The organism is Cupriavidus sp. MPR-AND1C (genome assembly GCF_058809705.1).
Window position 1 is genome coordinate 60,556 of record NZ_JBXASU010000023.1, and the last position, 21,283, is coordinate 81,838.

At 66.3% G+C, this 21,283-nt stretch carries 15 protein-coding genes; 12 read left to right on the top strand and 3 right to left on the bottom strand.

The window, feature by feature from the left end:
- Nucleotides 1-28 precede the first annotated feature (28 nt).
- The 9 genes from atpD to AC1RWI_RS15205 all read left to right on the top strand — a co-directional run bounded on the left by atpD (nt 29) and on the right by AC1RWI_RS15205 (nt 14,741).
- Entirely contained in the window at nt 29-1,432 is a 1,404-nt protein-coding gene (gene atpD, locus AC1RWI_RS15165; protein ID WP_043350761.1) for a F0F1 ATP synthase subunit beta, read from the top strand.
- A 139-nt stretch (nt 1,433-1,571) separates the two neighbouring features.
- Entirely contained in the window at nt 1,572-1,988 is a 417-nt protein-coding gene (locus AC1RWI_RS15170) for a F0F1 ATP synthase subunit epsilon (protein ID WP_043350759.1), read from the top strand.
- A 767-nt stretch (nt 1,989-2,755) separates the two neighbouring features.
- Complete coding sequence (locus AC1RWI_RS15175; protein ID WP_492867242.1) at nt 2,756-3,760, top strand: RsiV family protein; 1,005 nt, start codon at nt 2,756-2,758, stop codon at nt 3,758-3,760.
- A gap of 5 nt (nt 3,761-3,765) precedes the next feature.
- Nucleotides 3,766-4,188: a CoA-binding protein gene (locus AC1RWI_RS15180; RefSeq protein ID WP_043352464.1), complete on the top strand. Its 423-nt coding sequence runs from the start codon at nt 3,766-3,768 to the stop codon at nt 4,186-4,188.
- Nucleotides 4,189-4,259: 71 nt separating this feature from the next.
- A complete protein-coding gene (locus AC1RWI_RS15185) occupies nt 4,260-5,216 on the top strand; it encodes an alpha/beta hydrolase (protein ID WP_492867244.1) in 957 nt (318 codons plus the stop codon).
- Nucleotides 5,217-5,263: 47 nt separating this feature from the next.
- Nucleotides 5,264-6,361, top strand: coding sequence for a uroporphyrinogen decarboxylase (hemE, locus tag AC1RWI_RS15190; RefSeq protein ID WP_043350749.1), 1,098 nt, complete (start codon nt 5,264-5,266; stop codon nt 6,359-6,361).
- 574 nt (nt 6,362-6,935) lie between these two features.
- Nucleotides 6,936-9,239, top strand: a complete 2,304-nt coding sequence (locus AC1RWI_RS15195) for a primosomal protein N' (protein ID WP_492867246.1) — start codon at nt 6,936-6,938, stop codon at nt 9,237-9,239.
- Between the two features lie 203 nt (nt 9,240-9,442).
- Entirely contained in the window at nt 9,443-13,444 is a 4,002-nt protein-coding gene (gene putA, locus AC1RWI_RS15200; protein WP_492867248.1) for a trifunctional transcriptional regulator/proline dehydrogenase/L-glutamate gamma-semialdehyde dehydrogenase, read from the top strand.
- A gap of 145 nt (nt 13,445-13,589) precedes the next feature.
- On the top strand, nt 13,590-14,741 hold the full coding sequence (locus AC1RWI_RS15205; protein WP_043350739.1) for a branched-chain amino acid ABC transporter substrate-binding protein: 1,152 nt from the start codon (nt 13,590-13,592) through the stop codon (nt 14,739-14,741).
- Between the two features lie 314 nt (nt 14,742-15,055).
- On the opposite strand, the gene AC1RWI_RS15210 is transcribed toward AC1RWI_RS15205, so the two are convergent.
- Complete coding sequence (locus AC1RWI_RS15210) at nt 15,056-15,307, bottom strand: type II toxin-antitoxin system Phd/YefM family antitoxin (RefSeq protein WP_492867251.1); 252 nt, start codon at nt 15,305-15,307, stop codon at nt 15,056-15,058.
- A gap of 228 nt (nt 15,308-15,535) precedes the next feature.
- Here AC1RWI_RS15210 and AC1RWI_RS15215 point away from each other — a divergent pair, with 228 nt between their 5' ends.
- The 3 genes from AC1RWI_RS15215 to AC1RWI_RS15225 all read left to right on the top strand — a co-directional run bounded on the left by AC1RWI_RS15215 (nt 15,536) and on the right by AC1RWI_RS15225 (nt 19,945).
- Nucleotides 15,536-17,449 (top strand): tetratricopeptide repeat protein, encoded by a 1,914-nt coding sequence (locus tag AC1RWI_RS15215; protein ID WP_043350732.1) that lies wholly within the window; start codon nt 15,536-15,538, stop codon nt 17,447-17,449.
- Between the two features lie 166 nt (nt 17,450-17,615).
- The gene (locus AC1RWI_RS15220; protein ID WP_043350728.1) at nt 17,616-18,830 is read left to right on the top strand and encodes a cation:proton antiporter; all 1,215 of its coding nucleotides are present in this window, start codon (nt 17,616-17,618) and stop codon (nt 18,828-18,830) included.
- A complete protein-coding gene (locus tag AC1RWI_RS15225; RefSeq protein WP_043350724.1) occupies nt 18,830-19,945 on the top strand; it encodes a YbdK family carboxylate-amine ligase in 1,116 nt (371 codons plus the stop codon). Before AC1RWI_RS15220 ends, AC1RWI_RS15225 begins: the two co-directional genes overlap by 1 nt.
- Here the strand turns inward: AC1RWI_RS15225 and AC1RWI_RS15230 are convergent, their stop codons facing one another.
- Nucleotides 19,946-20,425 carry an OsmC family protein gene (locus AC1RWI_RS15230; protein ID WP_043350721.1) on the bottom strand — a complete coding sequence of 160 codons (480 nt, stop codon included), beginning with the start codon at nt 20,423-20,425 and terminating at the stop codon, nt 19,946-19,948.
- A 112-nt stretch (nt 20,426-20,537) separates the two neighbouring features.
- Complete coding sequence (locus tag AC1RWI_RS15235; protein ID WP_043352461.1) at nt 20,538-21,275, bottom strand: MBL fold metallo-hydrolase; 738 nt, start codon at nt 21,273-21,275, stop codon at nt 20,538-20,540.
- Nucleotides 21,276-21,283: the final 8 nt, after the last annotated feature.

Below are 21,283 nucleotides of genomic sequence, written 5' to 3' on the forward strand. Positions count from 1 at the left end.
CAAGTATTCAAGCTATCGGAGATACGAAATGAGTATCGGAAATATTGTGCAGTGTATTGGCGCCGTGGTGGACATCGAGTTCCCCCGCGACGCGCTGCCTAAGGTCTACGAAGCGCTCGTGCTGGAAGACAGCAACGAAGCCTCGTTCGCCGAGAAGGGCCTGACCTTCGAAGTGCAGCAACAGCTGGGTGACGGCGTGGTGCGTACCATTGCCCTCGGCTCGTCGGACGGCCTGCGCCGCGGCATGGCAGTGAAGGGCACTGGCGCCCCGATCTCGGTGCCCGTCGGCCACGGCACGCTGGGCCGCATCATGGACGTGCTGGGTCGTCCCATCGACGAAGCCGGCCCGATCGCTTCGGACGAGCTGCGCGCGATCCACCAGAAGGCCCCGAAGTTCGACGAACTGTCGCCTTCGGTTGACCTGCTCGAAACCGGCATCAAGGTGATCGACCTGGTGTGCCCGTTCGCAAAGGGCGGCAAGGTGGGTCTGTTCGGTGGCGCCGGCGTCGGCAAGACCGTGAACATGATGGAGCTCATCAACAACATCGCCAAGCAGCACAGCGGTTTGTCGGTGTTCGCCGGCGTGGGCGAGCGTACCCGTGAAGGGAACGACTTCTACCACGAAATGAAGGACTCGAACGTTCTCGACAAGGTGGCCATGGTGTTCGGCCAGATGAACGAGCCGCCGGGCAACCGTCTGCGCGTGGCACTGTCCGGCCTGACCATGGCCGAGAAGTTCCGCGACGAAGGCCGTGACATCCTGTTCTTCGTCGACAACATCTACCGCTACACGCTGGCCGGTACCGAAGTGTCCGCACTGCTGGGCCGTATGCCTTCCGCAGTGGGTTACCAGCCGACGCTGGCCGAGGAAATGGGCAAGCTGCAAGAGCGCATCACCTCGACCAAGACTGGCTCGATCACGTCGATCCAGGCCGTGTACGTGCCTGCGGATGACTTGACCGACCCGTCGCCTGCTACCACCTTCCTGCACTTGGACTCGACCGTCGTGCTGTCGCGTGACATCGCCGCGCTGGGTATCTACCCGGCAGTCGATCCGCTCGACTCGACCTCGCGTCAGCTGGACCCGCAAGTCGTGGGTCAAGAGCACTACGACGTGGCCCGTCGCGTGCAGCAAACGCTGCAACGCTACAAGGAACTGCGCGACATTATCGCGATTCTGGGCATGGACGAACTGTCGCCGGAAGACAAGCAGTCGGTGTCGCGCGCTCGTAAGATCCAGCGTTTCCTGTCGCAGCCCTTCCACGTTGCGGAAGTGTTCACGGGTTCGCCGGGCAAGTACGTCACGCTGAAGGAAACCATCCGCGGCTTCAAGATGCTGGTGGACGGCGAGTGCGATCACCTGCCGGAGCAAGCGTTCTACATGGTCGGCTCGATCGACGAAGCCTTCGAGAAGGCCAAGAAGCTCCAGTAAGCGGCGTCTTTCGCTGCCAGCGCCGTAGTGGCGGCCGCCACGGACAGCAACGTCCGGGGCGGCCGCGCTTAGCCTGGCGGCGGAATACTTGCTTCCTGGCAACGGGAAGCCGAAGCTTTCAGGGACTAAAGGAATTCACATGGCAACCATTCTTGTAGACGTCGTCAGCGCCGAATCGTCGATCTTCTCCGGTCAGGCGAAGTTCGTGGCACTGCCGGGCGAGTCGGGCGAGTTGGGTATCCTGCCGGGCCATACGCCGCTGATTACGCGTATCCAGCCGGGCGCGGTGCGCATCGAGAAGGAAGACGGCAGCGAAGAGTTCGTGTTCGTGGCCGGCGGGATTCTCGAAGTCCAGCCCAAGCACGTCACCGTGCTGGCAGACACCGCTATCCGCGGCAGCGATCTCGACGAAGCCAAGGCGCAGGAAGCCAAGCGCGCCGCCGAGGAGCTGATGCAGAACCAGAGCAGCGATCTCGACCTGGCACGTGCCCAGAGCGAGCTTGCCGTGGCAGCAGCACAGCTGGCTGCCATCGCGCGCCTGCGCCGGAAACGGTAAGAAAAGCAGGGCCGCCGCAGCTGTTGTTTTTTTGGCGGCGGCGAAAAAAAAGGCAGCTGCGAGGCTGCCTTTTTTTTATGCCAGCGACTATTCTGTCGGCTCAGGACAAAAAAAAGCGCGCGGGCCGGGGAGGCTCCGCGCGGACGGGAAAATCCCTTCGAGGGGTCAATTCGAAGGAACGGGTAAGGTCCAGGTCAACCAACAGGCGCTAACCACATTCTTGTGGTCCAGCACTCGGTCAGGCGGTATTGATCGCATTCAGACGATTTAACCAGCCGGAACCGGCAAGCGCCAACATCATCTCAACCTGGTACACCGATCACAGGCATCGCCTGCGATCCGGTCAATCTGGGTGGGAATGCTTCCTTAGGCTTTCTTCCATGACGTCCTCCCTTTCTGTTTGGGGGAGGTAACGCCTTTCACAAAAAACTGATTGTGTTGAAGCATTGTGGGGGAAACTTTTGGGGATGGCAGTAACAAAATGTATCGGTTTGCAAGAAGTTGAAAGCGCGGTAACCAAATAAGCGTCTAAACAGGCATGTTACGCCACGTTTCACCGCACTTGTCGTCAGGCGGCGGGAACATCACCACGCGGCGCGGGTCCGATAGCTTTCGCTGATCCTGCCATCCGCCTTGCGGTCCGGCCATCCACTGCCATGCCGCTTTCCTTCCTCTTTTCCCCGTTTTACCGCTTTGCCCAGGCCCCTGCGGATATGGCGAGAGGCGTTGTCCAGCATAGGCTGGCGGCATTGCTGGCTGCGTCTTTCATGGCGGCTGGCCAGGCTGGCGCGGCCGAGCCGCAAGCCCCCGCCGGTGCGCTCTGGCAAGGCGAGCTCGACGGCCGCGTACAGGTATCGCTGACGATATTTCCTCGCGCGGGCACTGACGGGATCGACGGCACGGCCCGTTACGATTCAATGCTTGCCGCCGCGCCGCGTCAACTCGATGGCCAATTGACATCCGACGGACGGCTGAGCGTGCGCGAGCGCGCCGCCGGACAGGCGCCTGTTGAGTATCCCGAAGCCCGCGATGGTGCACGTTTCGAGGGCACCGTCTCCTCCGATGGGTTGAGTGTCAGTGGGGAATGGATGAATACCGACGGTACTCGCCGCCAGGCATTGACGCTCACGCGCAAGGCGGTCTATCGCGAGCGCACTGTGAATGTGGCTGGCGCGCGTCTTACCGAACGCTATCCCGAAACCGGCCGCCCGCGCGTGGATGCCCTGATTACGTCACTACGCGCCAGCAGTTGCGGCCGGGGCGAACAGGAGTGCCGCAGCGCGATCGAGGTAATGCGGCTGGATGCCGGCAACGTCAGCCTGCTGCGCACCACCTGGCGCTACAGCGGTGGCGCGCATGGCAGCCTCGACTTCATGAGTGGCACGTGGCGGCGTTACGGGCCGGCGGGTGCAATGGCATCCGCGCCAAATGTCCAGCTGGTCTATCGCCGGGTCGGGCTAGCCGATCTCCTGCAGCCGGGCGAGGCCTGCCTGCAAAAACTCAACGACGAGCTACAAGCCGCACTGAAGCGGCAGGGCGCAGCCGAGCCTGCGCGTGGCGTGCTTGACGCACAAGCGCTGCAGGAATCGCGCGTCCCGTTTACCCTGTACCGCGGTGGCGTGGTGTTGCACTATGCCCCCTACGCGGTTGGCCCATTTGCGCAGGGTGCTTACCAGGTGGCGGTGCCGTTCGCGCGGCTGGGAAGTTGTGCCCGCCCGGCCGGTACCGGCCGCGACAAGTCCCCCGAACCCAACGAGAAGGAATCGACGTGAGCGAGATGCAGACAGCCATGCGCGGCATGCTGGCAATGAAGACGGTTGCCGTGGCCGGCCTGTCCGGGCACCCGGACAGGCCCAGCCATGAAGTAGCCGCGTACTTGCAGCGCCATGGCTATCGCATTGTCCCCGTCAATCCGCGCCACGCGGGCGAGCGCATCCTGGGCGAGACCTGCTACGCCAGCCTGGCCGATGCCGCTGCGGACTTGGCCAAGTCCGGGCTGCGCATTGATTGGGTCGATATCTTCCGCCGTGCCGCCGATGTGCCGCCGGTGCTCGAGGATGCCATCGCGATCGGCGCCCGCGGCGTCTGGCTGCAGCTCGGCATCGTCAATGATGAGGCTTTTGCCCGGGCCACCGCCACCGGATTGCTGGCGGTGCAGGACCGCTGCAGCAAGATCGAGCTGATGCGCCAGGCCGCCTGATCCCGCTAAACTAGTCACGCCAGCCCCGAATCTCGTCCTCAATCCCGCCCTAAATCCAGTCCCAAGCAGCCATGGCCATCGATCCCCAGCTTCTCGACTATTACCGCCGGCTCTCCGAACGCTACGCCGGGCAGCCCGAGCCGGCGGGTGCCGCCGGCCGCCGCGCGCGCTTCGCCGAGATTGCGGCGACCTCGGTCGTGCCCGACCCGGAAGGCATCACGTCCACCGACATGGAGCTGGTGCTACCCGGGCGCACGCTGGCGGTGCGATTGTTCCGCCCGGAAGGCGTGGCCGAGCCGCGCCTGATTGTCTATTTCCATGGCGGCGGCTGGGTGGTGGGTTCGCAGGACACGCATCACAGCGTGGCAGCGCTGCTTGCCGCCGACACCGGCTGCGCGGTGGCCAGCGTGGACTACCGGCTGGCGCCCGAGCATCCGTTCCCCGCGCCGTGCGACGACGCGCTGCAGGCGGTGCTGTGGTTCGCCGAGCAACGCGACCGCTTGCGCCTGGATGCGGGCTTCCTGGCCGTGGCGGGCGACAGCGCGGGCGGGCACCTGGCCGCGCAGGCCGCGCGCTGGGCCAATGCGCACGGGCGCCCCGGCCTGGTCAACGCCCAGTTGCTGATCTATCCCGTGGCCGCGCCGGTGCTGGCCAGCGAAAGCTATCGCGCCTTTGCGGATGGCCCCGGCCTCACCCGCGACGAAATGGCCTGGTTCTGGACGGCATTCATCGGCGCCGAGCGCCTTGCCGCCGGCGCCGCCATCGAAGACACGCGCATCCACCTGATGGGCGCCGCGCCACAGCACCTGCCCCCGGCCAGCGTGGTGATTGTTGCCGCACACGACGTGCTGCGCGACGACGGCCTGGCCTACGCGGACTACCTGGTGCGCTACGGCGCGCCGGTGATCACGCTGGAGGCAAGCGGGATGACGCACGGCTTTGCACGGCTGCAGCCCGATGTCCCGCGCGCGCGCGAATGGATGCGCCGCGCCGCGCAGGCCTTCAAGGAACTGGCGGAGGATATCTAAGCTGCCGGCAGGGGCCGGCCATCCCGTAAAATGGTGGTCTTACGAGGATGACCATGACCGCATTGCAGAACGATACCTTCCTGCGCGCGCTGCGCCGGCAACCGACCGAGTACACCCCGCTGTGGCTGATGCGTCAGGCGGGGCGTTACCTGCCCGAATACAACGCCACGCGCGCTCGCGCCGGCAGCTTCCTCGGCCTGGCCAAGAACCCGGCCTATGCCACGGAAGTTACCCTGCAGCCCCTCGAGCGCTATCCGCTCGACGCGGCCATTCTCTTCTCCGACATCCTGACCGTGCCCGATGCCATGGGCCTCGGGCTGTCGTTTGCGCAAGGCGAGGGTCCGCGCTTTGCCCACCCGCTGCGCACCGAAGGCGACGTCAAGAAGCTGGCGGTGCCGGACATGGCCTCGCTGTCTTACGTGTTCGACGCGGTCAGCGAGATCCGCCGCGCGCTGGTGCAGGACGGCCGCCAGCGCGTGCCGCTGATCGGCTTCTCGGGCAGCCCCTGGACGCTGGCCTGCTACATGGTCGAGGGCGCCGGCTCTTCCGATTTCCGCACGGTCAAGGCCATGATGTACAGCCGCCCCGACCTGATGCACCGCATCCTGGAGATCAACGCGCAGGCCGTGTCGGCCTACCTGAATGCACAGATCGAGGCAGGTGCACAAGCCGTGATGCTGTTCGACACCTGGGGCGGCACGCTGGCCGACGGCATGTACCAGACGTTCTCCCTGGCCTATATGCGCAAGGTGCTGGCCGGACTGAAGCGCGAGCATAACGGCGAGCAGGTGCCAGCCATCGTGTTTACCAAGGGCGGCGGATTGTGGCTGGAGGCGCTCACCGAGATCGGTGCCGATGCGCTCGGTCTGGACTGGACGGTCAACTTGACGCAGGCGCGCCGCCGCACCGGCGGCAAGGTGGCGCTGCAGGGCAATATCGACCCCAATGTGCTGTTTGCGCCGGAAGCCGCGATTCGCGAACAGGTGCGCGGCGTGCTCGACAGTTATGCCGCCGGCGGCGGCAGCGACGGACACGTCTTCAACCTCGGCCACGGCATTTCCCAGTTCACCCCGCCCGAGAATGTGACGGTGCTGGTGGACGAGGTGCATCGCTACAGCCGGCAGCTGCGCACCGCGGCAAGGTGACAGCTGGTGCACGTCTTCCCTCCCACCGGGGGGTACCGCCTGTGCGGCGCAGCGAGCCGGTCTCGCACGCCGCACCCGGACGGGCGGGTGCCGGGGGAGGCTTGCCCGAAGCGCTGTCAAGTAAACTATTTTGCAATATTTCGCCCTTTCGGTGCCGGTTCACGCTTGTCAAGGCTTGACTTATGCACATCAATGGGTTTTCCGCAGTGCAAGAGCGGGTTAGTCCCTAACTCATCTGAGGGATGTCGCCAAGTCCTTGATTTACAAGGCATTGCATCTGGCCACGCACAGGCTGGAATGCCCGTGGGAGCCTTGTTTTACGGGGCTTGCCGGGAACGCCGGACGAGTTTTCAACAAAGTTATCCACAGGCGCTGCCCGGGGCCGGTAAAACCAGCCATCTATCATCGACTTAGGGGCACATTTGAAGCGTTACTTTAAGTTGATGTTGCGCCGCACACTGAATTTGTCTGGAAAGCGGCTCAGCCTCGGTCTGCACATGCATTGGGCTTGCTTGCCCCAATCTGGACCGTACCCACCGCTGCGCTGGGCGATCGGCCTGGGAGGCACAGTGTGATGTTACCGGCGATCCCCGGGCAAGCCGGGCCGGCCGCGGAGCTCACCGACGGCGCACCGCTTGCCGTCGTGCGGGTGGCACTTGATACGCCGGCTGACGATGTCTTCGATTACCTTGCTGGCCCGGAAGTCCTGCCCGGCGAACTGGTCACGGTGCCGTTCGGCCGCCGTACGCTGGTCGGCGTGGCGATATCGCGTTGTACGCACTCCGATGTACCTGCGGACAAGCTGCGTTCTGTCGCGCAGCGCCTGGACTGGCTGCCACCGCTTGGCGCCCACTGGATTGCGCTGGCGGGCTTTGCCGCTCGCTATTACCACCGCTGCCTTGGCGAAGTCATGCTGCCCGCGCTACCTCCGGCCCTGCGCGAGGCCGACGGCTGGGCGCGGCTGGCACTGCGTGCCCGCAGCGAACACTACCGCGCGGCCCCGGGGCAGGGCGAGGCGCTGTTGGCGGCGGTGCCGCCGCGCGCCCGCACCGTGCTGGCGCTGGCTCAAGCGCTGGTGGCAGCCGCCGGGGAAGGGCGGGCGGTATCCGCCGCCGAGGCGCGCGTGCTATGCAGCGCGGCGCCCTCGCGCCTGGCGGAGTGGACCGAGGCCGGCTGGGTGATCTCCGGGCGGGCCGACCAGCCCTTGCTGGGCGCGCCCTCGGCTGCCGAGCCGTCGACCGCGCCGCCACTGCACGAGGAGCAGCGCGTGGCCGTGGAAGCCATCGCGCAGGCCAAGGGATTCGCGCCGTTCCTGCTCCACGGCGTCACCGGCAGCGGCAAGACCGAAGTCTACCTGCACGCCATGGCCGACGTGCTGGCGCGCGATGCGCAGGCGCAGGTGCTGATGCTGGTGCCTGAAATCAACCTCACGCCGCAACTGCAGGGCCGCATTGCCTCGCGCTTTCCCCATCTGCCGCTGGCGGTGCTGCATAGCGGCCTGGCCGACCAGGAGCGCACGCTGCAATGGCTGGCCGCGCATCGCGGCGAGGCCCGCATCGTGCTGGGCACGCGGCTGGCCGTGCTGGCCTCGCTGCCACACCTGGCGCTGATCGTGGTCGACGAGGAGCACGACACATCCTACAAGCAGCAGGAAGGCCTGCGCTACTCCGCGCGCGACCTGGCCGTATGGCGGGCCAAGCAGCTCGGCGCGGCTGTGGTGCTGGGCTCCGCCACGCCGTCCATGGAGTCCTGGTGGCGTGCGGAGCAGGGCACCTACCGCAAGCTGGTGTTGCGTGAGCGGGCCCAGACCGATGCCACGCTGCCCACGGTGCGGCTGATCGATATCAACCAGGAACGCCAGCGCCAGCGTGCCCTCTACGAAGGGCTGTCGGTGCCGTTGCTCAACGCCATCGAGGCCCGCCTGCAGCGTGGCGAGCAGAGCCTGCTGTTCCTGAACCGGCGCGGCTACGCCCCGGTGCTGGCCTGCGATAGCTGCGGCTGGCTCTCCGGATGCCCGCGCTGCTCGGCCTATATGGTGCTGCACCGGCCGGAGCGCCGCCTGCGCTGCCACCATTGCGGGCTGGAATCCCCGGTGCCGCACCATTGCCCGGATTGTGGAAATGTGGATGTTGCACCGCTTGGCCGAGGCACCCAGCGCATCGAGGAGGCCTTGGCAGCACGCTTCCCGCAAGCGCGCATCGCCCGCATCGATGCCGACTCCACGCGCCGCAAGGGCAGCGCGCAGGCCATGTTCGATGAGGTCCACGCAGGCGAGGTCGACATCCTGGTCGGTACGCAGATGGTGGCCAAGGGACACGACTTCCAGCGCGTGACCCTGGTCGGCATCGTCCATCCGGACGCCGCCATGTTCAGCCACGACTTTCGCGCGGCCGAGCATCTGTTTGCCTCCCTGATGCAGGTGGCCGGACGGGCCGGGCGGGCAGGGCTGGCGGGCGAGGTGCTGATCCAGACCCGCTATCCCGATGCATCGGCATTGCAGGCATTGGTACGCCATGACTATGATGGATTCGCGGCTACCCAGTTGCGCGAGCGCCGCCAGGCCGGGTTGCCCCCGTTTGCCTACCAGGTGCTCGTCACGGCCGACCATGCCGAACTGGAGCGTGCGCTGGCCTTCCTCCAGAGCGCGCGGAATCGGGCCGATACGTGCCGGATGGCGCCGGAGGTGCAACTCCATGACCCGGTGCCGATGTCGATGGTGCGGGTGGCTAACCGGGAGCGCGCGCAAATGCTGGTGGAAAGTACCTCGCGCATTGCACTGCAAAGATTTATCAGCGAGTGGGTGCAAACTTTCGGCGAGGCGCTGGGCGATGCCAAGGGCGTGCGCTGGCAGTTGGAGATCGATCCTTTGCGTATCTGAGCGGAACCCGAGCGGAACCCGAGTGGGGTCCGGTTGCGCCAGGGGCAGCGCAGCGCAAGGTACGGTGCAACCACTTTTTCTGATGTGTCTGAGTGGTTATACCTAGTTGCACCTTTGGTTTGCCCGGGAGTATGATCGCGCCAATCTGCCGGTTTCCCCGCAGTCAGGAAGCCGGCATCCGCATCTTACGGAGAATCAAGCGCATGGCCACCACCACCCTCGGCGTCAAACTCGACGACGCCTCCCGCGAGCGCCTCAAGCGCGTTGCGCAGTCGATCGACCGCACGCCGCACTGGCTGATCAAGCAGGCGATCTTCACGTATCTGGAGCAAGTCGAACGGGGCAACATCCCGCATGAGACCAGCGCCGCCGGTACGGGGAGCGAGGGTGCGGCGGACGGCGCCGACGCCTTTGACGGCGCGGCTAGCGATGGCGCGATACAGCCTTTCCTCGAGTTTGCGCAGAGCGTGCAGCCGCAATCGGTGCTGCGCGCCGCCATCACAGCCGCTTATCGCCGCCCGGAGTCCGAGTGCGTGCCGGTGCTGCTTGAGCAGGCTCGCCTGCCACATCAGCAGGCCGAAGCCGCACTTGCCATGGCCCGGACCCTGGCCACGCGATTGCGTGAGCGCAAGGTCGGCACCGGCCGCGAAGGGCTGGTGCAGGGCCTGATCCAGGAGTTCTCGTTGTCCTCGCAGGAAGGCGTGGCGCTGATGTGCCTGGCCGAGGCGCTGCTGCGCATTCCCGACAAGGCCACCCGCGACGCGCTGATCCGCGACAAGATCAGCGGCGCCAACTGGCAGTCGCACCTGGGCCAGAGCCCGTCGGTGTTCGTCAATGCCGCCACCTGGGGCCTGCTGTTTACGGGCAAGCTGGTGGCTACGCATACCGAAGCCGGCCTGTCCAAGGCGCTGACCCGCATCATCGGCAAGGGCGGCGAGCCGCTGATCCGCAAGGGCGTGGACATGGCGATGCGCCTGATGGGCGAGCAGTTCGTCACCGGCGAGACCATTTCCGAGGCGCTGGCCAACGCGCGCAAGTACGAGGCCGAGGGCTTCCGCTACTCCTACGACATGCTGGGCGAAGCGGCCATGACCGAGGCCGACGCGCAACGCTACCTGGCCTCCTACGAGCAGGCCATCAATGCCATCGGCCAGGCTTCGCGCGGGCGCGGCATCTATGAAGGCCCCGGCATCTCGATCAAACTCTCGGCGCTGCATCCGCGCTATAGCCGCGCGCAGCATGAGCGCGTCATCGGCGAGCTGTACGGCCGCCTCAAGTCGCTGACCTTGCTGGCTCGGCAGTACGACATCGGCATCAATATCGACGCCGAGGAAGCCGACCGCCTGGAAATCTCGCTCGACCTGCTGGAGCGCCTGTGCTTCGAGCCCGAGCTGGCCGGCTGGAACGGCATCGGCTTCGTGGTGCAGGGCTACCAGAAGCGCTGCCCGTTCGTGATCGACTACCTGATCGACCTGGCTCGCCGCAGCCGCCACCGCCTGATGATCCGCCTGGTCAAGGGCGCGTACTGGGATAGCGAGATCAAGCGCGCCCAGGTGGACGGGCTGGAGGGCTATCCGGTCTACACGCGCAAGGTCTATACCGACGTGTCCTACGTGGCCTGCGCGCGCAAGCTGCTGTCGGTGCCGGACGTGATCTACCCGCAGTTCGCTACCCACAACGCCCACACGCTGGCGGCCATCTATCAGATCGCCGGTCACAACTACTACCCTGGCCAGTATGAGTTCCAGTGCCTGCACGGCATGGGCGAGCCGCTGTACGACCAGGTGGTCGGCCCGCTGGCTGATGGCAAGTTCAACCGCCCGTGCCGGATCTACGCGCCGGTCGGCACGCATGAGACGCTGCTGGCCTACCTGGTGCGCCGCCTGCTGGAAAACGGCGCCAACACGTCCTTCGTCAACCGCATCGCCGACGACACCATCTCGCTGGACGAACTGGTGGCCGACCCGGTGGCCGTGGTCGAGCAGATGCACGCCGATGAGGGCGCGCTTGGCCTGCCGCATCCGCGCATTGCGCAGCCACGCACCCTTTACGGCGAGTCGCGCGCCAATTCTGCCGGCATCGACCTGTCCAACGAGCATCGCCTGGCCTCGCTGTCGTCCGCGCTACTGGCCAGCACGAGCGAGGCGGTCAGCGCCGTGCCGCTGCTGGGCACGGAAGCCGCTGCCGGCGAGGACGCCAATCAGCCGGCACCCGTGCGCAACCCGTCCGACCAGCGCGACGTGGTCGGCCATGTCACCGAGGCCAGCATGGCCGAGGTGGAAGCCGCGCTGCAGGCCGCCGTCAACGCCGCGCCGATCTGGCAGGCGACCCCGGCCGACGTGCGCGCCGCCGCGCTGGAGCGCGCCGCGGAACTGATGGAAGCGCAGATGCAGTCCCTGATGGGCATCATCGTGCGCGAGGCCGGCAAGACCTTCTCCAATGCCATCGCCGAAGTGCGCGAGGCCGTGGACTTTCTGCGCTATTACGCCGCGCAAGTGCGTGAGACCTTCTCCAGCGACACCCATCGTCCGCTCGGGCCGGTGGTCTGCATCAGCCCGTGGAATTTCCCGCTGGCCATCTTCACCGGCCAGGTCGCGGCCGCGCTGGCTGCCGGCAACACCGTGCTGGCCAAGCCCGCCGAGCAGACCCCGCTGATCGCCGCCCAGGCGGTGCGCTTGCTGCGCGAGGCTGGGGTGCCGGCTGGCGCCGTGCAGTTGTTGCCGGGCCGGGGCGAAACCGTGGGCGCCGCGCTGGTCGGCGACGCTCGCGTCAAGGGCGTGATGTTCACCGGCTCCACCGAAGTGGCGCGCCTGCTGCAACGCAGCGTGGCCGGCCGGCTGGACGCGGCTGGCCGCCCGGTGCCGCTGATCGCCGAGACCGGCGGCCAGAACGCGATGATCGTGGACTCCTCCGCGCTGGCCGAGCAGGTGGTTGGCGATGTGGTCAACTCCGCCTTCGACTCGGCCGGCCAGCGCTGTTCCGCGCTGCGCGTGCTGTGCCTGCAGGAAGAAGTGGCCGACCGCGTGCTGGAAATGCTCAAGGGCGCGATGGATGAGCTCACCATGGGCAACCCGGACCGTTTGTCCACCGATGTCGGCCCGGTCATCGACGAAGAGGCGCGCGGCAACATCGTGCGCCATATCGACGCCATGCGCGCCAAGGGCCGCCGCGTCCACCAGGCCGACCCGAACGGCGCGCTCAGCGCGGCCTGCCGCAATGGCACGTTTGTGTCGCCAACGCTGATCGAACTCGACAGCATCGAAGAACTGCAGCGCGAAGTCTTTGGCCCCGTGCTGCATGTGGTGCGCTACCCGCGAGCCGGCCTTGACACGCTGCTTGCGCAGATCAATGGCACCGGCTACGGCCTGACCATGGGCATTCACACCCGTATCGACGAGACCATCGAGCACATCGTCGAGCGCGCGGAAGTGGGCAACCTCTACGTCAACCGCAATATCGTGGGCGCGGTGGTGGGCGTGCAGCCCTTCGGCGGCGAAGGCCTGTCCGGCACCGGCCCCAAGGCGGGCGGCCCGCTGTACCTGCACCGTCTGTTGTCGGTCTGCCCGCAGGACGCCGTGGCCCGCGTGGTGCGCGCCTCCGACACCGTCGGCGGCGCCGACGAGACCGGCCCGGTGCGCCGCACGCTGACCGAGACACTGGCTACGCTCAAGGAATGGGCGCAGCGCGAGAGCGCGGCGCTGCCCGGGCTGGTGGCGGCGTGCGAGCGCTTTGCCGCGGCCTCGGCGGCCGGCCTGTCGGTCACGCTGCCCGGCCCCACCGGCGAGCGCAACACCTACACGCTGCTGCCGCGCGCCGCCGTGCTGTGCCTGGCCCAGCAGGAGACCGACCTGGCTGTGCAACTGGCGGCGGTACTGGCGGCTGGCAGCCAGGCGGTGTGGGTTGAAAGCCCCATGGCCCGGGCCCTGTTTGCGCGCCTGCCCAAGGCAGTACAATCGCGCGTCCGCCTGGTGGCCGACTGGTCGGCCGGCGATACCGGCTTCGACGCGGTTCTCCACCATGGCGATTCCGACCAACTGCGCGCGGTATGCGAACAGCTGGCCACGCGCCCCGGCCCGATCATTTCGGTGCAAGGCCTGGCACATGGTGAACCGAATATCGCCATCGAGCGTTTGTTGATCGAGCGTTCGCTGTCCGTCAATACGGCGGCAGCGGGTGGCAATGCGAGTTTGATGACGATCGGCTAACCGCCGGGCGTCGATCGAAGCGGCGCGAGGCAGCGGTGATCCCGCAAACCTCGCGTATTTGAAAATCGGGGAGCGTTTCGCGCCACACCCGGACGCGTCCAAAAACGCAGCAAAGGCTATAGAGAATAGCTACCAAGGAGAACAGATGAACTCGACTTTCCACAAGACGGCCCTCACCGTTGCCCTGTCCGTCGCTGGCCTGTGCGCCACCTCGGCCGCCTTCGCCCAGGCGCAGGAAATCAAGCTGGGCTTTGCCGCGCCGATGACCGGCGGCCAGGCGCAATACGGCAAGGACATGCAGAACGGCGTTGTCCTCGCCATCGAGGAAATGAACGCGACCAAGCCCAAGATCGGCGGCAAGGACGTCAAGTTCGTACTGCTCTCCGAAGACGACGCGGCCGACCCCAAGACCGGCTCGGTGGTCGCGCAGAAGCTGGTCGACAACGGCATCCAGGGCATGCTGGGCCACTTCAACTCGGGCACCAGCATCCCGGCGTCGATGGTCTACAACCGCGCTGGCATCCCCCAGATCGCCATGGCAACGGCGCCTGAGTACACCCGCCAGGGCTTCAAGACCACTTTCCGCATGATGACCTCCGACACCCAGCAGGGCTCGGTGATCGGTGCCTTCGTGGTGAAGAAGCTGGGCGCCAAGAACATCGCCATCGTCGACGACCGCACGGCCTACGGCCAAGGCCTGGCCGACGAGTTCGAGAAGGCCGCCAAGGCCGCCGGCGGCAAGATCGTGCGCCGCGAGTTCACCAACGACAAGGCGGTGGACTTCAAGGCTGTGCTGACCAACATCAAGCGCAGCAACCCGGACGTGATCTTCTTTGGCGGCGCCGAGACGCAATCCGCGCCGATGGCCAAGCAGGTCAAGGAACTCGGCATGAAGTCGCCGGTGGTGTCGGGCGAAATGTCGAAGACCGACAACTTCCTCAAGCTGGCCGGTCCTGCCGCCGAGGGCACTGTCGTCTCGCTGGCCGGCCTGCCGCTGGAGCAGATGCCCGGTGGCACCGCCTACGAGAAGAAGTACGAGAAGCGCTTCGGCAGCAAGGTGCAGACCTACTCGCCGTACGCCTATGACGGCGCCACCGCCTTGATGACCGCCATGATCAAGGCGGGCTCGGCCGATCCGGCGCGCTACCTGCCGGTGCTGGCCGCCACCAACATGCAAGGCGTGACCACCAAGACGCTGGCCTACGACGCGCGCGGCGACCTCAAGGACGGCGGCATCACCGTCTACAAGGTGGTTGGCGGCAAGTGGACCGTGCTGGAGACGGTGGGCGGCAAGTAAGCTATTCTGCTCTGGAACGACGCCACCCTGCGGGCCTACCCGTCGGGTTAAAGCGTTGGTCGCGCCCCGCGAGGGGCGTGCAAACGCCTCAGTCAGCGGCTGGGGCGTTTTTTTCGCGGCAAGGTCTGTCTTGACCCGCAGGGGCAGGTCAATGCCGACGAGACCTGCCCTCAGTCTTCGTTGGCGCCGAGGTCCTGCCCCCTCGGCGTCGCCGGGCGCCGCTTCAGCGCGCTCTTGAAAAGGGCTTTGACCGAACCCTCGAGCTTCGCCCAATTTTCGAGTGCCTCCGGGACGAACCGTAGTTCGTGGGGCATTTACAGGTCGTCAATGTTGACTTTGACCGCGCGGCTCACTGATTTGAGTCGCGTCTGCACCAGGCTCTCAAGCTGGCGCTCATCATACAGTTCGGCCAATTTGGCCATGAATTCCGGAGATACGGTGTAGAACGCGGGCCGGTTATGGTTCAGAACAGCCACTGGCTGGCCATGGGCCTCCTCGACAACCTTGCTGGGGTTTTGCTTGAATTCCGAGATGCTGACGGTCAGCAGGCTGTGGATGTTTTCCATCACATGCTCCAGATAGGTCTAGATAGGTCTAAATTCAGACCTGTTTTAGGCCCTGTTTCGATCTGCTCAAGCCTGCGGCGTGGTGCTGTCGTTTCTGGCATACATGGGGACCCAGCCGATGTCTAGTGCTGCGCTAGGGGCAGATTTCTCCCCCTGTTTTCACGAGCAGGACGGGGCCACGATGGCGCATAATCCCGCACTCGCACATCCACCCCGAAGGAGCAGTCCGTGTCCGTGCAGGAAGTCAGCTACGACCACGCCATCGAGCTAGCCAACGCAGAGCGCTACGATGAAGCGCTGGTCATTCTCGACCAGCTTTCGCAGGCGCAGCCTCAAGTGGTGGATTTCGACTGCCTGCGGGCACGCCTGCATTTTGACCGCGGCGATGCGCAGGCCGCCTTTGCCGTGCTCGATGCGGCGCTGGCCAAGCTGCCCGGGCTGCCGCTGCACCCGGCGCACCGTTGGTCCTCGCGCGGTGTGATCGCGCACCGCTACGGCATGCTGCTGATGGGGATGGAGCGCTTGCAGGAGGCGCTGCCCTGGCTGGAAGAGGCTGCGCTGCGCAACGGCTTGTCCTCCGGCGAGTGGAGCGCCCGCCTGCACGCCGGGCTGGTGCATTACCGGCTGGGCAATTTCGCCGCGGCCGGCGCTTACTGGTATGACCTGCTTTATCGCGCGCCGGATCTCGGCGCCGAAGACATCCTGGGCCAGGCGCTGGCCCACGTGAATGCCGCCGGCGACGAGGCCGAGCCGATGCTGCGCCTGTGCCTGGCGCGCATCGGCCTGGACAACCCCGACCTGCTGGCGCTCGACGAAGCCGCGGGCGATGCCCTGGCCGCCGAGCAGGCGGCCATCGTGCTGGCCAGCCAGCCGGACCACCCGCATGCCCGCCGCATCCGCGCGCCGCTGCGCTACCGCGCGGGCGAGCTCGATGGTGCCTGGGACGATTTCGCCACCTATCAGCGCAAGGCGCCGGACCCCAAGGCGCAGGTGCGCGAGCTCGAATGGCGCCACCAGTCCGGCGAGGCCGAGCCTTGGCTGCGCTTTGCCTTCGTCGAGGGCGCGGCGGATGCGACCGGTTACTACAATGCGGGCGTGGCGCTGGCCGAGTTCATGGACGCGGTGCCGGCCGCCGAAGCGGCGTTGATGCCGCACCTGATCAAGGCCTATCGCCTGGGCCTGGCGCGCTTCGAAGCCTACTTCGCCACCGGCGAGGGCGGCTACGACGACGCCGATCCCCATATCTACTCGTTGTTGTGCCACAACTTGGCGACCCGGCTGGAAGGCGACGGCAACCGCGCGGAGCGCATCGCGTTGCACGAGAAGGGCATCGCGGTCAGCGAATTCATCGAGCACTGGATCGACCTGCTCGAGTGCCTCGAGGCGGCCGGCCAGCACGGCAAAGCCGTGGAAGTCGCGGGCGATGTGCTCAACCGCTATCCGCTGGAGCGCGATCCCGCCAACGTGGGCTGGATCTTCAGCCGGCTGGTGAGCACCTGGAAGGCCATCGGCGGCACGGAAGTAACGTCGGCGGCCCGTGACGCGCTGGCGCACATGGATGCGCGCGCCGACGCCTTGCCGGTGGAGGAGCGCAGCCAGACCGCGCACGCGCTGGCGCACGCCCGAGCTCACTTCGCGGGGCTGCTGCGCAACGCCATGGACAGCATGGACCAGCACGACCGCACCGACGCGCAGGCCGAGATCGAGGCCCTGCAGCGCCGCGCGCTGCTGATCGAGGACGCGTGGCTGTGCAACCAGTTCGGCATGATCTGGCGCGGCCTGGGCGCGCCGCAGCGGGCGTTGCCGCTGTTCGAGCTAGCCATCGCGCTGACCGCCGACGATCCTGCGGACCAGGCCTTCCCGCGCCTGCAGCGCGCGCTGATCCGCAACGGCGAGAAGCAATACGCCGAAGCGCTGACGGACTTCGAGGCTGCCTTTGCCGCGCGCAACGGCTGGGATGGCGAGGCCTACCTCGGCGCCGTCGAGGCCGCGCTGGGCCTGGAGCAGCGCGAGACCGCGCTGGGCTACTTCGACAAGGCCCGCGTGAGCGGCGCCGCGCAGGGCAAGACGCGCTCACTCTATGCCCGCATGGAAACCGGCCTGCGGGCGACGCGTCCGGGATGGAAGTTCTGGGGCGTGTAGCCGGCGGGGACCAGCGGCATCACCGGTCCAGTCACGATAAAAAAACGCCATCCCTGTAAGATGGCGTTTTTTTACGTGTGAACGCGTCACGTTGGCAACAAATTCCATGCCTCTGTCGGACAAACTCTGACATGGAATGTCATGTGGCTCCGTTACCATATAGCCCATGAATGGACTGAGCCAATTGTTTCCAAGCCTGCCCCTGGCACCGGGCGGGCTTTTCTGGGTCGGGCTGGCGCTGGTGGGCGCCGGCCTGGCGGGCGAGGTGTGCCGCATGTACCTGCGGCTGCCCCGCATCGTCGGTTACGCCGCAACGGGCCTCGCGGCTGGCATGCTTGGCCGCGGCATCGTGGACGAGGACATGATCGCGCAGACCCGCATCCTGATCGACATGGCGCTGGCGCTCGCCTTGTTCGAGCTCGGGCACCGGCTCTCGCTCACCTGGCTGCGGGCCAATCGCTGGCTGCTCTTCACCAGCGCCTTCGAAAGCCTGCTGACCTGGGGCCTGGTCGCCGCCGTGCTGCAATGGATCGGCGTGAGCCCGGCGGTTGCCATCCTGGCCGGCGGCATTGCCGTCAGCACCTCGCCGACCATCGTGCTGCAGCTCAAGAACGAGCTGCGCGCCGAAGGGCAGGTGACCGAGCGGCTGCTGGCCATGGCCGCGCTCAACAGCATCTACGCCGCCGCCATCGTCCAGGTCGCCACCGGCTGGCTGCATTCCGAATATGGCAACCTGGGTGCGGCGCTGCTGCATCCGCTCTACCTGCTGGTGGGTTCCTGCCTGCTGGCCTGGGGCGTTGGCAAGCTCGGCCACGCGATCTATGCGCGCATGGAGACGGACGATCACTACAGCTTCCTGGTGCTGGTGGGGCTGGTGCTGTTCACGCTGGCGCTCACGCGCTTGCTCAAGCTGTCGATGCCGCTCACGCTGTTGCTCGCCGGTGTGGTGTTCAAGCACCAGGACAGCCAGCCGCGCGTATGGCCAGCGCACTTCGGCAGCGCGGGCAGCTTGTTGATCATCGTGATGGTGGTCTCGCTCGGCCTGCCGCTGACTGCGCACGACTGGGCCATCGGTGGCGGCGCCGCCTGTGTGCTGGTACTGCTGCGTCATATTGCCAAGCTGGTGGGTGTGGTCTCGCTGGGTTCGTTCTCGGGCCTGAGCATGAAGCAGTGCGTGGCGCTCGGGCTTGCGCTGGCACCCATGTCGGGCCTCGCGTACTTGCTGATGAGCGATATCGCGCTGCTGTATCCCGCCACGGGTGAGCCGCTGGCAGCCATCATCCTGTGCACGCTGGCGATCGAGCAGTTGCTTGGGCCTACGCTGGCGGGCTGGGCACTTCGCTATGCGGGCGAGGTCAGAAGCAATGGAGGAGGGCGCTGATGTCACTCGAACCGTTCAAGCATTCCGAGGCGCTGACGTTTGGCGTGGAGCTGGAGCTGCAGCTCGTCAACCGGCATGACTATGACCTCGCGCCGTTCGCGCCGGATCTGCTGCGTGCGCTGAGGGGCGCGCAGCACGCCGGCGACATCAAGCCCGAGATCAGCCCCTCGATGATCGAGATCAGCACCGGCATCTGCAAAAGTTATGCACAGGCGCTGGACGAGCTGGGCACCATGCGCGACCTGATGGTCGACGCCGCGCGCTCGCTCAACCTGGGCATCTGCGGCGGCGGCACGCACCCGTTCCAGCAATGGGCCGACCGCACCATCTCCGATTCGCCGCGCTACCAGTACATTTCCGAGCTTTATGGCTATCTGGCCAAGCAGTTCACGGTGTTCGGCCAGCACGTGCACATCGGCTGCCCGAGCGCCGACGAATCGCTGTTCCTGCTCCACGCCATCGGCCGCTACGTGCCGCATTTCGTCGCGCTGGCCGCCTCCTCGCCCTATGTGCAGGGGGTGGACACCGGCTTCGCCTCGGCACGGCTGAATTCCGTCGCCGCCTTTCCCATGAGCGGGCGCGCGCCGCATCTGCTCACCTGGGACGCCTTCACCGCGTACTTCAACAAGATGCGCAACACGGGCGTGATCGAGAGCATGAAGGACTTCTATTGGGATATCCGTCCCAAGCCGGAGTTCGGCACCATCGAAGTCCGCGTGATGGACACGCCGCTGAGCGTCGGGCGCGCCTGCGATATCGCCGCCTACATCCAGGCGCTCGCGCGCTACCTGCTGCTGTCGCGTCCCTTCATGCCGCAGGAAGACGATTACCTGGTCTACACCTTCAACCGCTTCCAGGCTTGCCGTTTCGGGCTGGAAGGCGAGTACGTGCACCCCAACGAGCTGACCCGGATGCCGATCGCCGACCACATCATCTCGATCTGCGACGTGCTGGTGCCCCATGCCGAAGCGCTGGGTTCGCTCGATGCGCTGGCCAATATCCGCGCGCTGGCGCAAAGCCGCAACGGCGACGCGGAGCGCGTGCGCCAGATCGAAAGCACCACGCGCAGCCTGCGCGAAACGGTGCGGCAGACCTGCGACAGCTGGGCTGGCTGACTACGCCTGCGCGCCCACGTACACCGGCTCGCAGCGCAGCTCCGACTTCACCGAGTTGGCAATGAAGCAGGCCTCGTGCGCCGTGTGATGCAGGTGCGCCAGTTCCTCGCGGGTCGGCTGGCGCTCGCCGCAGAAGGTGACCTCCGGCCTGAGCGTGACCACCGTCATGGCCATCCGGCCTTCCGCGTTCTTCGCCATGGTGCCGACCGCGGCATCGACGTAGCGGTCCACGCAGAACTTGTGCTTGGCGGCGATGGAAAGGAACCACAGCATGTGGCAACTGGAGAGCGAGGCAACGAAGGCTTCTTCGGGATCCACGGCCGCAGCGTCCGACATGGGCAGGGGCACGACATGGGGCGATGAGGATCCAGGTACTTCCACGCCACCGTCGAAGCGCAGCAGGTGCTTGCGGCTATAGCGATTGCCGAGGAAATCCTGCTCGCCACGTTGCCAGAGGATCTCTGCGGTGTACTGGGCCATGCTTCTCTCTCCACTAAATTGCCTGCGAAGGCCGGATACCGGTGTTCCGATCGCCTATCGCCTATCGCCTATCGCCTATCGCCTATCGCCTGTCGCTTCTCGCACGCGCGCGTCACGCCCCGTGCGGCACGCTTTCGCCATCCCGCAGCCCGAGCCGCTGGTTGGCGGGGACCGCCACATCGATCAGCTTCGGCTTGGGCAGGTTCAGCTGCCCCATCATCTCGATGAACTGGGTACGCGTGCGCCCGGCCACGCGGCTGTTGTTGGCGCGCTCGAAGCCGATGGTGGATGCGGTGCGGCCCTTGTAGTCGTGGGCGGGGTAGACCACCGTGTCGTCGGGCAGGGCGAAGAGTTTCTGCGTGAGACTGTCGTACAGCGTGCCGGCGTCGCCGGACTGGAAGTCGGTGCGGCCGCAACCGTCGATCAGCAACGCGTCGCCGGTGAAGACGCGGCGCACCGGGCCGGCGGGCGTGGGCTCTTCCCACAGGTAGCTCATGCTGCCGGCGGTGTGCCCCGGCGTATGGATGGCGCGCAGCGTCTGCGTGCCGAACTGCAGCGTGTCGGCGTCGATCAGCTGCTTTTGCGCGGGTTGGATGTCGCAGCCCGAGGGGGCTGCGGTACGTGCGCCGGTTTGCAGTGCAACATGGCCGGCCGAGGTGATGTGGTCCGCATGGGCATGGGTCTCGACCACCCACGCCAGCGTGGCGCCGCAGGCCTGCAGCAGCGCCATGTCGCGTTCCAGCTGGTGGTCCACCGGATCAATCAGCAGCGCCTGGCGCGTGGCGGCATCGATCAGCAAATAGGTGTAGGTGGACGAGGTCTCGTCAAACAGCTGGTGGAAGGTCTGCATGGCCATGC

Coding starts and splice junctions, on each gene's coding strand:
- hemE (WP_043350749.1), top strand. CDS start 5,264: ATGACCATGACCGCATTGCAGAACGATACCTTCCTGCGCGCGCTGCGC.
- AC1RWI_RS15175 (WP_492867242.1), top strand. CDS start 2,756: ATGGCGGCTGGCCAGGCTGGCGCGGCCGAGCCGCAAGCCCCCGCCGGT.
- AC1RWI_RS15195 (WP_492867246.1), top strand. CDS start 6,936: ATGTTACCGGCGATCCCCGGGCAAGCCGGGCCGGCCGCGGAGCTCACC.
- putA (WP_492867248.1), top strand. CDS start 9,443: ATGGCCACCACCACCCTCGGCGTCAAACTCGACGACGCCTCCCGCGAG.
- AC1RWI_RS15220 (WP_043350728.1), top strand. CDS start 17,616: ATGAATGGACTGAGCCAATTGTTTCCAAGCCTGCCCCTGGCACCGGGC.
- atpD (WP_043350761.1), top strand. CDS start 29: ATGAGTATCGGAAATATTGTGCAGTGTATTGGCGCCGTGGTGGACATC.
- AC1RWI_RS15210 (WP_492867251.1), bottom strand. CDS start 15,307: ATGGAAAACATCCACAGCCTGCTGACCGTCAGCATCTCGGAATTCAAG.
- AC1RWI_RS15170 (WP_043350759.1), top strand. CDS start 1,572: ATGGCAACCATTCTTGTAGACGTCGTCAGCGCCGAATCGTCGATCTTC.
- AC1RWI_RS15205 (WP_043350739.1), top strand. CDS start 13,590: ATGAACTCGACTTTCCACAAGACGGCCCTCACCGTTGCCCTGTCCGTC.
- AC1RWI_RS15235 (WP_043352461.1), bottom strand. CDS start 21,275: ATGCAGACCTTCCACCAGCTGTTTGACGAGACCTCGTCCACCTACACC.
- AC1RWI_RS15225 (WP_043350724.1), top strand. CDS start 18,830: ATGTCACTCGAACCGTTCAAGCATTCCGAGGCGCTGACGTTTGGCGTG.
- AC1RWI_RS15185 (WP_492867244.1), top strand. CDS start 4,260: ATGGCCATCGATCCCCAGCTTCTCGACTATTACCGCCGGCTCTCCGAA.
- AC1RWI_RS15180 (WP_043352464.1), top strand. CDS start 3,766: ATGCAGACAGCCATGCGCGGCATGCTGGCAATGAAGACGGTTGCCGTG.
- AC1RWI_RS15230 (WP_043350721.1), bottom strand. CDS start 20,425: ATGGCCCAGTACACCGCAGAGATCCTCTGGCAACGTGGCGAGCAGGAT.